Source organism: Staphylococcus sp. HMSC055A09, assembly GCF_001809655.1.
In the GTDB taxonomy this organism is placed as follows: Bacteria; Bacillota; Bacilli; order Staphylococcales; family Staphylococcaceae; genus Staphylococcus; species Staphylococcus capitis.
The window spans coordinates 1,030,666-1,043,356 of the sequence record NZ_KV798369.1 but is presented as its reverse complement, the minus strand read 5'-3'; the positions used below and the strand labels follow the sequence as shown (position 1 = coordinate 1,043,356).

At 34.2% G+C, this 12,691-nt stretch carries 11 protein-coding genes and 1 other RNA gene; 10 read left to right on the top strand and 2 right to left on the bottom strand.

From position 1 onward, the window contains the following. Window positions 1-6: 6 nt before the first annotated feature. The 8 genes from HMPREF2642_RS10435 (at window position 7) to HMPREF2642_RS10400 (ending at window position 9,195) form a co-directional block, all read left to right on the top strand. Window positions 7-525 carry an adenine phosphoribosyltransferase gene (locus tag HMPREF2642_RS10435; RefSeq protein WP_002453394.1) on the top strand — a complete coding sequence of 173 codons (519 nt, stop codon included), beginning with the start codon at window positions 7-9 and terminating at the stop codon, window positions 523-525. Between the two features lie 410 nt (window positions 526-935). Then, on the top strand, window positions 936-3,125 hold the full coding sequence (locus HMPREF2642_RS10430; RefSeq protein WP_002436070.1) for a RelA/SpoT family protein: 2,190 nt from the start codon (window positions 936-938) through the stop codon (window positions 3,123-3,125). Window positions 3,126-3,138: 13 nt separating this feature from the next. After that, the gene (gene dtd / locus HMPREF2642_RS10425; RefSeq protein ID WP_049427503.1) at window positions 3,139-3,591 is read left to right on the top strand and encodes a D-aminoacyl-tRNA deacylase; all 453 of its coding nucleotides are present in this window, start codon (window positions 3,139-3,141) and stop codon (window positions 3,589-3,591) included. After that, on the top strand, window positions 3,588-4,463 hold the full coding sequence (locus tag HMPREF2642_RS10420) for an N-acetylmuramoyl-L-alanine amidase family protein (RefSeq protein WP_002436126.1): 876 nt from the start codon (window positions 3,588-3,590) through the stop codon (window positions 4,461-4,463). The genes dtd and HMPREF2642_RS10420 overlap by 4 nt, the downstream gene beginning before the upstream one ends. Before the next feature lie 387 nt (window positions 4,464-4,850). After that, on the top strand, window positions 4,851-6,113 hold the full coding sequence (gene hisS, locus HMPREF2642_RS10415; protein ID WP_023350155.1) for a histidine--tRNA ligase: 1,263 nt from the start codon (window positions 4,851-4,853) through the stop codon (window positions 6,111-6,113). A 15-nt stretch (window positions 6,114-6,128) separates the two neighbouring features. Further along, on the top strand, window positions 6,129-7,895 hold the full coding sequence (aspS, locus tag HMPREF2642_RS10410; RefSeq protein ID WP_002436088.1) for an aspartate--tRNA ligase: 1,767 nt from the start codon (window positions 6,129-6,131) through the stop codon (window positions 7,893-7,895). Between the two features lie 225 nt (window positions 7,896-8,120). After that, a non-coding RNA gene (gene ssrS, locus HMPREF2642_RS10405) (6S RNA) lies at window positions 8,121-8,311 on the top strand. A 110-nt stretch (window positions 8,312-8,421) separates the two neighbouring features. Continuing rightward, a complete protein-coding gene (locus tag HMPREF2642_RS10400) occupies window positions 8,422-9,195 on the top strand; it encodes a tRNA threonylcarbamoyladenosine dehydratase (protein WP_002435982.1) in 774 nt (257 codons plus the stop codon). A gap of 96 nt (window positions 9,196-9,291) precedes the next feature. Here HMPREF2642_RS10400 and HMPREF2642_RS10395 read toward each other — a convergent pair whose 3' ends face one another. Further along, window positions 9,292-10,560: a replication-associated recombination protein A gene (locus HMPREF2642_RS10395; protein ID WP_030064671.1), complete on the bottom strand. Its 1,269-nt coding sequence runs from the start codon at window positions 10,558-10,560 to the stop codon at window positions 9,292-9,294. Window positions 10,561-10,643: 83 nt separating this feature from the next. On the opposite strand from HMPREF2642_RS10395, the gene cymR reads away from it, so the two are divergent. After that, window positions 10,644-11,066 carry a cysteine metabolism transcriptional regulator CymR gene (gene cymR, locus HMPREF2642_RS10390; RefSeq protein ID WP_002436108.1) on the top strand — a complete coding sequence of 141 codons (423 nt, stop codon included), beginning with the start codon at window positions 10,644-10,646 and terminating at the stop codon, window positions 11,064-11,066. Between the two features lie 348 nt (window positions 11,067-11,414). Further along, window positions 11,415-11,555 (top strand): SAS049 family protein, encoded by a 141-nt coding sequence (locus tag HMPREF2642_RS11635; protein ID WP_002436115.1) that lies wholly within the window; start codon window positions 11,415-11,417, stop codon window positions 11,553-11,555. Window positions 11,556-11,608: 53 nt separating this feature from the next. Here HMPREF2642_RS11635 and HMPREF2642_RS10385 read toward each other — a convergent pair whose 3' ends face one another. Next, window positions 11,609-12,604 carry an LLM class flavin-dependent oxidoreductase gene (locus HMPREF2642_RS10385; protein ID WP_023350159.1) on the bottom strand — a complete coding sequence of 332 codons (996 nt, stop codon included), beginning with the start codon at window positions 12,602-12,604 and terminating at the stop codon, window positions 11,609-11,611. Between the last annotated feature and the right edge of the window lie 87 nt (window positions 12,605-12,691).

The following is a 12,691-nucleotide window of genomic DNA, read 5'->3' as shown; positions in this document are numbered from 1 at the left end:
AATTTAATGGATTTAAAACAATATGTCTCAGAAGTTCAAGATTGGCCAAAACCGGGAGTAAGTTTTAAAGATATAACTACAATTATGGATAATGGTAAAGCATATGGATACGCGACTGATCAAATCGTGGAGTATGCGAGAGAAAGAGATGTTGATGTTGTAGTAGGGCCAGAAGCTAGAGGATTTATTATTGGTTGTCCAGTGGCATACTCTATGGGGATTGGATTTGCTCCTGTGCGTAAAGAAGGTAAATTACCTAGAGAGGTTATTCGTTACGAATATAGTTTAGAGTACGGTACAAACATTTTAACTATGCACAAAGATGCGATTAAACCAGGTCAACGTGTGTTGATTACAGACGATTTACTCGCTACGGGTGGTACAATTGAAGCGGCAATTAAACTTGTAGAGAAATTAGGTGGCATCGTTGTAGGTATTGCATTTATTATCGAATTAAAATATCTACATGGTATTGAAAAGATAAAAGATTATGATGTCATGAGTCTTATTTCATATGATGAATAACTAAAGTTATGTTCAAAGCTATATCTTGTATTATTTAAATTTTAATACAGGATATAGCTTTTTTATATTTGCAAAAGTAACCTTATTTTAGCGAAATTTAATAAATAGATTGTAAGCTTTAAAGTCTACCCACGTTTATTTATTTAAAAAATTGTAGTATCATAGAACTATTATTTAAATTAAAGTGAACTACCTTATTTAAGTTAGGGTAAAAGTTATAGTAAAGTGGAAGTAAGTATTACTTATTGTATAGATAAGGACATAGATTTTATATAATCAGAATTTTACAAATATATTATATTTTAATTTTCAAAATCAAAAACCTATAAAAGCAAATAAATTAACTCGTTTATTTAGCGTTTAAATACTAAGGTATGTAATAGTAATAAATTTGAGTGGGGTGTCATAATTTGAACAACGAATATCCATATAGTGCGGATGAGGTTCTTCATAAAGCTAAATCATATTTATCGGCAAGTGAATATGAATATGTACTTAAAAGTTATCATATCGCTTATGAAGCCCATCAGGGTCAGTTTAGAAAAAATGGCTTACCTTATATCATGCATCCTATTCAAGTTGCAGGTATATTAACTGAGATGAGACTCGATGGGCCTACAATCGTAGCCGGCTTCCTACATGATGTCATAGAAGACACGCCTTATACATTTGAAGATGTTAAAGATATGTTCAATGAAGAGGTTGCTCGTATTGTAGATGGTGTAACAAAACTTAAAAAAGTTAAATATCGCTCTAAAGAAGAGCAACAAGCTGAAAACCATAGAAAACTATTTATAGCCATCGCTAAAGATGTTCGAGTTATTTTAGTGAAGTTAGCAGACCGTCTGCATAATATGAGAACATTGAAAGCAATGCCTAGAGAGAAACAAGTCAGAATTTCAAAGGAAACTTTGGAGATATATGCTCCACTTGCGCATCGTTTAGGTATTAACACAATCAAATGGGAATTAGAAGATACAGCATTAAGATATATTGATAGCGTCCAATACTTCCGTATTGTAAATCTAATGAAGAAAAAACGTAGTGAACGTGAAGCATATATAGATAATGCGATAAACAAAATTGAAGCAGAAATGGAAAAAATGAACCTTTCTGGTGAGATTAATGGTAGACCTAAACATATTTATAGTATTTATCGTAAAATGATGAAACAGAAAAAACAATTTGATCAAATTTTTGATTTATTAGCAATACGTATCATTGTTAATTCAATTAATGATTGTTACGCCATTTTAGGTCTTGTTCATACATTATGGAAACCTATGCCGGGTAGGTTTAAAGATTATATAGCTATGCCAAAACAAAATATGTATCAATCTCTTCATACTACAGTTGTAGGTCCTAATGGTGATCCACTCGAGATACAAATTAGAACATATGAAATGCATGAAATTGCCGAACACGGTGTAGCGGCTCACTGGGCTTATAAAGAGGGAAAAACGGTTAATGAGAAAACTCAAGATTTCCAAAACAAACTTAATTGGTTAAAAGAACTAGCTGAAACAGATCATACCTCCACTGATGCTCAAGAATTTATGGAGTCTTTAAAATACGATTTACAAAGCGACAAAGTTTATGCGTTTACACCTGCGAGTGACGTTATTGAATTGCCATATGGAGCAGTGCCTATTGATTTCGCTTATGCCATACATAGTGAAGTAGGTAATAAAATGATCGGTGCAAAAGTAAATGGCAAAATTGTACCTATTGATTATGTACTACAAACAGGTGATATCATTGAAATACGTACCAGTAAACACTCATATGGACCGAGTCGTGATTGGTTGAAAATCGTAAAATCTTCAAGTGCGAAAAGTAAGATTAAAAGTTTCTTTAAAAAACAAGACCGCTCCTCAAATATTGAAAAAGGTAAATTTATGGTTGAAGCAGAAATAAAGGAACAGGGATTCCGTGTTGAAGATGTTTTAACCGAAAAGAATTTAGAGGTTGTAAATGATAAGTATCATTTTGCAAACGACGAGGATTTATTTGCGGCTGTAGGATTTGGTGGCGTAACTTCCGTACAAATTGTTAATAAACTAACTGAAAAACAACGAATATTAGATAAACAGAAAGCTTTAAATGAAGCCCAAGAAGTTACAAAATCAGTTCCTATTAAAGAAGATATTATTACTGACAGTGGTGTATATGTTGAAGGATTAGAAAACGTCCTTATCAAACTGTCAAAATGTTGTAATCCTATACCTGGTGATGATATTGTAGGATATATCACCAAAGGTCACGGTATAAAAGTTCACCGTACAGATTGTCCAAATATAAAAAACGAGACAGACCGGTTGATTTCTGTAGAGTGGGTTAAATCTAAAGATTCAACTCAACGTTATCAAGTTGATTTAGAAGTGACAGCATACGATAGAAATGGTTTACTTAATGAAGTGCTACAAGCTGTTAATTCGACAGCAGGTAGTTTAATTAAAGTTTCAGGTCGTTCTGATGTAGACAAAAATGCTGTGATAAATATTAGCGTGATGGTGAAAAATGTTAACGATGTTTATCGCGTCGTTGAAAAGATAAAACAACTAGGTGACGTATATACAGTATCGAGAGTTTGGAACTAGAGGTGCAAAAGAAATGAAGATAATTGTACAAAGAGTTAAACATGCAAGAGTAATAAATGATTCTATCGATAATGAAATCGAGAGAGGATTTTGTTTACTAGTAGGTGTAGGCAAAGATTCTACTGAAGAAGATATCAAAATCGTTGCCAAAAAAATTGCTAACGCTCGATTATTTGAAGATGAAAATAACAAATTAAACCTTAATATTCAACAAGTTGATGGACAAATCTTATCTGTATCTCAATTCACACTTTATGCAGATGTTAAGAAAGGTAATCGTCCTGGATTTTCAAATTCAAAAAGCCCTGAAGAAGCGAAACAACTTTATGAAAGATTTAATGAGGAATTAGAATCATACGGTTTAACTGTTAAAACAGGCGAATTTGGTACACACATGAATGTTGAAATTAACAACGATGGTCCTGTTACTATAATCTATGAATCACAGGATGGAAAAATTCTATGAACAAAATAGATGCTTGGTTAACACGACATGGCCTAAAAAATTGGCTTACACTTGTAGTAGTCATAGCATTCATTCTATTTATTATCTTGTTATTTATGTTTCTCAATCAAGGTGATGAGGATACTGGTCAGATTACAATCACTGAAAATGCTGAATTAAGAACAGGTCCTAATGCAGCCTATCCTATCATTTACAAAATTGAAAAAGGTGATAGCTTTAAGAAAGTAGATAAACAAGGTAAATGGATAGAAGTCCAAAATCGGGCTGGAACAGAAAAAGGCTGGGTTGCCGGTTGGCATACTAACTTAAATATACATGCTGACAACTCTAAAGCTTCTAATCCTCTTAAAGGTAAAACAATTGTACTTGATCCTGGTCATGGTGGTAGTGACCAGGGTGCATCAAGTAACACCCCCTCTAAAAGTTTAGAAAAGAATTACACTTTGAAAACTGCTAAAGAACTTAAAAAATTACTTGAAAAAGAAGGTGCCAAAGTCAAAATGACTCGCACCACAGATAAATATGTGTCTTTAGATGATAGAAATATAAAAGGTGACGCATTTATCAGTATACATAATGACTCTTTAGATTCCTCTAATGCTAACGGTGCAACCGTTTATTGGTTACAAGATAATCAAGAATCGCTCGCTCAAACATTAAATTCTAATATCCAGAAAAAAGCCTTGCTTACTAATAGAGGTGCGCGACAACAGAATTATCAAGTACTCCGACAAACTGATGTGCCAGCTGTATTGTTAGAACTCGGATATATTAGTAATCCAACCGATGAAAATATGATTAAAGACCAACTACATCGTCATGTCGTAGAGCAAGCAGTAGTTGATGGTCTTAAACAATATTTCTCATCATAGAACTTGCAAATTAAAATAAAACTCGTTATCATAATTAATGAACTTTATAAATAAAACCATTATTATTCTTGGAAGATTAAACGAAAAAGGTAGCAAAGTATTGCGTAGAAATACAATCCTAGGCTGTAAGATTGTACTGAGTAGTTTAATTCTTGAACACAAGAAGAGGTACTTTAGGAAACTAATGTCGGCTTACGCACGTTAAGCGTATTGAGTGGGTCAAGCTCTTATTAAGAGACTGATCAATTAGGGTGGCAACACGGTTATTACGTCCCTTGTATAGTTTTAAACTATACAAGGGACTTTTTATTTTCTTAATTGGGGATAATCATCACCTTAGTCGTCATGATGACCTATTCTGAAACTAACGACAAAGGAGACAATGATATGATCAAGATTCCAAGAGGCACACAAGATATCTTACCTGAAGATTCAATCAAATGGCGCCACATTGAGAATAAATTAGATGAACTCATGGAATTATATAATTATAAAGAAATTCGCACACCTATATTTGAAAGTACTGAACTATTCGCAAGAGGTGTTGGCGATTCTACCGATGTAGTTCAAAAAGAGATGTATACCTTTAAAGACAAAGGAGATCGTAGTTTAACTTTACGACCTGAAGGTACTGCAGCGGTTGTTCGTTCTTATATAGAACATAAAATGCAAGGTAATCCTAATCAACCTGTTAAATTATATTATAACGGTCCTATGTTCAGATATGAACGTAAACAAAAAGGACGTTATCGTCAATTTAATCAATTTGGTGTAGAGGCGATTGGTGCTGAAAATCCGAGTATAGATGCTGAAGTTTTAGCTATGGTAATGCACATTTACGAATCTTTTGGTTTAAAACATCTTAAACTCGTTATTAATAGTATCGGTGATAGTGAATCACGAAAAGAATATAACGAAGCGCTTGTTAATCATTTTGAACCTGTTATTGATACGTTTTGTTCAGACTGCCAATCTCGTTTGCACACAAATCCGATGCGTATTTTAGATTGTAAAATTGACAGAGACAAAGAAGCAATCAAAACCGCACCTCGTATAACAGATTATCTTAATGACGATTCTAAAGCATACTATGAACAAGTAAAACATCATTTAGATGACTTAAATATTCCTTACGTAGAAGACCCAAATCTAGTAAGAGGCCTGGATTATTATACTCACACAGCATTTGAACTTATGATGGATAATCCAAACTATGATGGAGCTATCACTACATTATGCGGTGGCGGTCGTTATAATGGTTTACTACAGTTATTAGATGGACCAAGTGAAACTGGTATTGGATTTGCTTTAAGTATTGAAAGACTCTTACTTGCACTAGAAGAAGAAGGTATTGAGTTAGATATTGAAGAAAACTTTGATTTATTTATCGTAACGATGGGTGAGGAAGCTGATCGTTATGCAGTGAAGCTTTTAAATGACTTACGAAAAAATGGTGTGAAAGCTGATAAAGATTATCTCAATAGAAAAATTAAAGGACAAATGAAACAAGCCGATAGATTAAATGCAAAATATACAATTGTCATTGGCGATCAAGAACTTGAGAATAATTCCATTGCAATTAAAAATATGACTACAGGCGAGTCAGAAAATATACAACTTGATCAGTTAATTAATTATTTTAAAAAGTAGAAAGGGAGTATAACTTTGAGTAAGAGAACAACATATTGTGGTTTAGTCACAGAAGATTTATTAGATGAAAAGGTAACTTTAAAAGGATGGGTACACAATCGCCGTGATCTCGGAGGATTAATTTTCGTAGATTTAAGAGATCGTGAAGGTATTGTTCAAATCGTTTTCAATCCGGACTTTTCAGAAGAGGCCTTAAAAGTAGCTGAAACAGTACGTTCTGAGTATGTTGTAGAAGTACAAGGTGTTGTTACTAAACGTGACCCAGAAACAATTAATCCTAAAATTAAAACAGGTCAAGTAGAAGTTCAAGTTTCAAATATAGAGATTATTAATAAGTCAGAAACGCCTCCGTTTGCAATTAACGAAGAAAACGTCAATGTAGACGAGAACATCCGCTTAAAATATAGATATTTAGATTTACGTAGACAAGAATTAGCTCAAACTTTCAAAATGAGACATCAAACAACACGTTCAATTCGTCAATATTTAGATGATAATGGCTTCTTCGATATAGAAACGCCAGTATTAACTAAATCTACACCAGAAGGTGCTCGTGACTATTTAGTACCTTCACGTGTTCATGAAGGTGAATTTTACGCTTTACCTCAATCACCTCAGCTGTTTAAACAATTATTAATGATAAGTGGTTTTGATAAATATTATCAAATCGTTAAGTGTTTCCGTGATGAAGATTTACGTGCAGACCGTCAACCTGAGTTTACGCAAGTAGATATTGAAATGAGTTTTGTTGATCAAGAAGACGTTATTTCAATGGGCGAAGAGATGTTACGTAAAGTTGTTAAAGATGTTAAAGGTATCGATGTAGAGGGACCGTTCCCACGTATGACATACGCTGAAGCTATGGACCGATATGGTTCAGATAAACCTGATACACGCTTTGATATGGAACTCATTAATGTATCTCAATTAGGTAAAGACATGGATTTCAAAGTCTTTAAAGATACTGTTGAAAATGAAGGCGAAATTAAAGCAATTGTTGCTGAAGGTGCTGCGGATCAATATACACGTAAAGATATGGATTCATTAACTGAATTTGTAAATATTTACGGTGCTAAAGGATTAGCTTGGGTTAAAGTAGTCGAAGATGGCTTAAGTGGCCCAATCGCTAGATTCTTTGAAGATGCTAATGTAGAAACATTAAAAACATTGACTGGAGCTAAACCTGGTGATTTAGTTATGTTTGTAGCCGATAAACCTAGTGTGGTTGCTCAAAGTTTAGGAGCATTACGTATTAAATTGGCCAAAGAATTAGGATTAATCGACGAGTCTAAATTAAACTTCTTATGGGTAACTGATTGGCCATTACTTGAATATGATGAAGATGCTAAACGTTATGTTGCTGCACATCATCCATTCACATCTCCTAAACAAGAAGATATTTCTAAACTAGATTCTGAACCTGAAAATGTTCAAGCAAACGCATACGATATCGTATTAAATGGTTATGAGCTTGGTGGGGGATCAATAAGAATACATGATGGTGAATTACAACAAAAAATGTTCGAAGTTTTAGGGTTCTCTACTGAACAAGCAAAAGAACAATTCGGCTTCTTACTTGATGCATTTAAATACGGTGCACCTCCACACGGCGGTATAGCATTAGGATTAGACAGACTAGTGATGTTACTCACTAACAGAACAAACCTAAGAGATACAATCGCATTCCCTAAAACAGCATCAGCAACATGCCTATTAACAGACGCACCAGGAGAAGTATCAGACAAACAACTAGAAGAACTCTCACTACGAATCAGACACTAGGGGCCCCAACATAAAGAATTTCAAAAAGAAATTCTACGAGCAATGCAAGTTGGGGTTAGGCTCCCGACACAAAGGATTTCGATAAGAAATCCCTCGAGCAATGTGGACCTAGATGAAAACTCAATACCGCTTACTAAAGTTAAAAATTTAGACATAAAAAAGTTGATACTTTGAGTTTAAAAATTTCTTTAAATTCGAATTTGTGGTAAGATTATTTCATAAGATAGTCATCTGTGGTGTACGTAAGTTTGCTTTTTATTTGGGCCTAACACTCTTTGATCAGGGAGCCCAATAGGTTTTCTCGCAGCGCACACGCCTCTATAGGAGGACTTGCAAAACGAGAAACAGGGCACCCACCTGTATATAGCAGGCCGAATGATCAAGCTATTTACAACTACGGCACCTACGGACTCTATCGATACGCAAGACTTCGGTCTTGCGTATTTTTATGTGAATTTTTACAATGATGAATATACATACATAAATGAAAAGCTAATTAAGGTTTAGTTTGATAAAGGAGTACAGAATGAAACATCAATTTTCCAGAAATGAATTGGCAATTGGTCAAGAAGGCTTAGATTTATTAAAAAATAAAACTGTAGCAGTTCTTGGTATCGGAGGAGTCGGATCTTTCGCTGCAGAAGCACTTGCTAGAACAAATATTGGTCATATTATACTTATTGACAAAGATGATGTTGATATTACAAACGTTAATAGACAAATTCATGCATTAACATCTACGATAGGTCAAAGTAAGGTCACGCTTATGGAAGAGCGAATTAAATTGATTAATCCAGATTGTAAAGTAACGTCGCTTCATATGTTTTATACAGAAGAAACATATGAACAAATTTTTAATAATTATCATATAGACTACTTTATTGATGCGAGTGATACCATTATTTATAAAGTACACCTTATGAAAGAATGTCTAGAGCGTGGAATTGATATGATTTCAAGTATGGGTGCAGCAAATAAAACGGATCCTACACGTTTTGAAATTGCAGATATTTCTAAAACGCATACAGATCCAATGGCCAAGGTGATTAGAAATAGATTAAAAAGACAAGGCATTAGAAAAGGAGTCAAAGTCGTATTCTCTGATGAAAGTCCAATTGTGATTCGTGAGGATGTAAAAGAAACTGTTGGCGATAAAAATGCGATTAATCGTAAAGGTCAAATGCCACCTTCATCTAACGCCTTTGTACCAAGTGTGGTAGGACTCATATGTGCAAGCTATGTTATTAATGATATTTTAAAAGATATTCCAGTTAGACGTATTAAAGATAAAGGTCAGTAACCTCAAAAAAGTTAGCTTATATTCCATAGGATAGATTGAACAGAAGTTGCATATAACTACTATTCAACTATCTTATTATTGGAATATAGCTAACTTTTATTTTTTGTTTAATAAATTTTCATAAACATCTTTAAATTGTTGCTCACTCTTAGACGTTGTTTTAGGTTCATAGTAAATTCTATTTTTAAGTTTGTCTGGTAAATATTGTTGCACGACGTGACCATTTTCATAATTGTGAGGATATTTATAGCCAATTGCTCTTCCTAAGTCTTTAGCGCCAGAGTAATGACCATCTTTTAAATAGTCTGGTATTTGTCCTACTAAACCTTTTCTGATATCACTCAAAGCACTATCTATAGCTGTGATTCCTGAATTAGATTTAGGTGATAAACACAGTTCTATCACAGCTTGGCTAAGTGGAATTCTAGCTTCAGGAAATCCAAGACGTTCAGCTGACTGAATTGCCGCTAATGTTCGTTGCCCCGCAGAGGGTGAAGCTAGGCCAACATCTTCGTAACTAATGACTAATAAACGCCTTACAATGGTAGGTAAGTCGCCAGCTTCAATAAGTCGTGCTAAATAATGTAATGCTGCATTAACGTCACTACCTCGAATTGATTTCTGAAAAGCACTCATTACATCATAGTGCATATCCCCATCTTTATCGCTCACAAAAGCACCTTTTTGTAAACAATCTTTAGCATCATCTAATGTAATGTGACGTTGGTTTTCAACTACCTCTGCACTTAGAACTGCTAACTCTAAAGCATTTAGGGCACTTCTTACATCACCTTGGCTTTGAGTGGAAAAGTACTCCATAGCATCTTCGTCTACAATGGGATGATAACTTTTAAGACCTCTATCACTATCCTCAATTGCACGATCAAGTGCAATTCTTACATCATGGTCATCTAAAGGATAAAGTTCAAAAATTTGAGCTCTAGAACGGATAGCTGGGTTAATTGCATGATATGGATTAGACGTTGTGGCTCCTATCAAGACAATTTTGCCATTTTCTAAATGAGGCAAAAGAAAGTCTTGCTTTGCTTTATCCAAACGGTGTATCTCATCAAGTAGCAAGATGACTTGGCCAGACATTTTGGCTTCTTCAACAACCATTTGCATATCCTTTTTAGTATTTGTTACAGCATTTAATTGTCTAAATTTAAACTGCGTACTTCCAGAAATGGCTTTGGCAATACTCGTTTTACCAATACCTGGAGGTCCATAAAATATCATGGAAGAAAGTCGTTTAGTCTCAACCATTCTTCTAATAATACCTTTAGGACCAACGAGATGCTGTTGTGATATAATCTCATCTATATTCATAGGCCTCATTCGAGACGCTAGAGGTTCTGTACTCACATTTGTCACACCTTTCTAATATTATCTTAACGTAAAAAATGATAGAATGGGAATATATAATTCGAATTAAGTGAGGTTATACAATGAAAATATCAACAAAAGGGAGATACGGATTAACATTGATGATTTCTCTTGCTAAAAGAGAAGGTCAAGGTTGTGTATCTTTAAAGTCTATTGCTGAAGAAAATAAACTAAGTGATTTATATCTTGAACAATTAGTCGGCCCTTTAAGAAATGCTGGATTAATTCGAAGTGTGCGTGGTGCTAAAGGTGGTTATCAACTTAGAGTACCAGCTGATGAAATCACAGCAGGCGATATTATTCGCTTACTTGAAGGTCCGATTACGTTTGTAGAAAGTATTGAATCTGAACCACCTGCACAGAAACAATTATGGTTGAGAATGAGAGATTCAGTTCGAGATGTGTTAGATAACACAACTTTAAAATATCTTGCTGATTATAAAGAAACCAATGAAGATTTAGATGGCTATATGTTCTATATTTAACATTTTAGTAATCTATTTAAGTTAGAAATATACTCATTAATCGCATAAATCCTAAATTTTTATAGAAAAATTTAATTAATAATGTTTATCCTCATTTTCAAGTGGTATAACAATTAATACATCGAAGAGGTAGTAAGTATGGCAGACGAAATTAAGTTTAAATAAACTTAAGCTAACGTCAAATAGTCAATTGGAAATGCTACCATCAACCAAGAACTTGAAAGTGAAGGTCCGTAAAATAGTGCTTATGGCGAAACGAATGAATTCGTTGTAAATGTCAAAGATAAAGCAAGTGACCTTATTAATAAGCAAAAAATAATTTTTCAAATTCGAAAGGAGCTATTATTTATGAGTTTCATGGATAAAGCAAAAGAAGCAGCAGAAAAATTCAAGGATAGCGATAACGAACAAGTTAACAAAGCAAAAGATAAAATTAACGAATACACTGGTGGCGGAGACGACGACAAAAAAGACAAAGACGACAAATAAGTCTTAACCATACAGTTATAAAGGGAGGGCAGACGCCCTCCCTTTATTTTATATTATGACTGAATTACTTTTTGTAATCTTTGATAAGATTCAAGTTGTTTATCTTGGTCATAAATGTAACTTATTGCCATTAGCTCATCAATTTCTCCATATTCCTTTATAAAGCCTTCAAGTTGACGCTTAACAGAATCCTCTGAGCCAATTAAAGAGCCACTGAAACGTTGTTTAGCTAGTTCATATTCTCTCGGAGTAAGTAATCCTTTTAAATCATCAGTTGGTGGTTGAACAGGTTGCATTCTGCCTCTTGTAATACTCACCATTACTTGAGCCATTGTGCTTGCTAAATATTCTGCATGCGTATCTGTATCTGAAACAATCACATTTAAACATACAATGACATAAGGTTCGCTTAACACATCAGAAGGTTCAAATAACTCTTTATATATTTGAATAGCTTCTTTCATTTGTTGAGGCGCAAAATGTCCGGCAAATACATATGGCAATCCTCTTCTAGCAGCCACATGAGCAGAATCAGTAGAAGAGCCTAGTATATATAGAGGAACATTTTTACCTACAGCAGGGTAAGCTCTTACATATGCTTGTTGATTCCCCGGTCCGAAGTATTTCTCTAGTTGTTCGACTTCTTCAGGAAATTGGTATACACCATTATGTTGGTCACGTCTTAATGCACTAGCAGTCATCATATCTGTACCAGGCGCGCGACCTAAACCTAAATCAACGCGATGTGGGAAAAGTGTTTCCATCGTGCCAAATTGTTCGGCCACTATAAGTGGTGCGTGATTAGGTAACATAATTCCACCTGAACCTACTTTAATTCTTTCCGTATGTTCTAAAGTATGTTGAATAAGTAATGCCGTAGCAGAACTAACTAAATTTGGAGCGTTGTGATGTTCAGCTATCCAATAACGTTCGTAACCTAATTCATCTAAACCTTGAGCTAATTTAACCATGTCATTAATAGCGTCTTTATCGTCTTGACCTTCTCTAATAGGTACAAGATTTAATGCTGATAATTTAATATCTTTCATTTTATAGCTTCCTTTCATGACAATTTAATAGTTGAAGTATAACAACTGAATATTGAATGCAACATTTATATGCTCATGCATAGAAAG

Coding starts and splice junctions, on each gene's coding strand:
- HMPREF2642_RS10435 (WP_002453394.1), top strand. CDS start 7: ATGGATTTAAAACAATATGTCTCAGAAGTTCAAGATTGGCCAAAACCG.
- dtd (WP_049427503.1), top strand. CDS start 3,139: ATGAAGATAATTGTACAAAGAGTTAAACATGCAAGAGTAATAAATGAT.
- HMPREF2642_RS10420 (WP_002436126.1), top strand. CDS start 3,588: ATGAACAAAATAGATGCTTGGTTAACACGACATGGCCTAAAAAATTGG.
- hisS (WP_023350155.1), top strand. CDS start 4,851: ATGATCAAGATTCCAAGAGGCACACAAGATATCTTACCTGAAGATTCA.
- HMPREF2642_RS10400 (WP_002435982.1), top strand. CDS start 8,422: ATGAAACATCAATTTTCCAGAAATGAATTGGCAATTGGTCAAGAAGGC.
- cymR (WP_002436108.1), top strand. CDS start 10,644: ATGAAAATATCAACAAAAGGGAGATACGGATTAACATTGATGATTTCT.
- HMPREF2642_RS11635 (WP_002436115.1), top strand. CDS start 11,415: ATGAGTTTCATGGATAAAGCAAAAGAAGCAGCAGAAAAATTCAAGGAT.
- HMPREF2642_RS10385 (WP_023350159.1), bottom strand. CDS start 12,604: ATGAAAGATATTAAATTATCAGCATTAAATCTTGTACCTATTAGAGAA.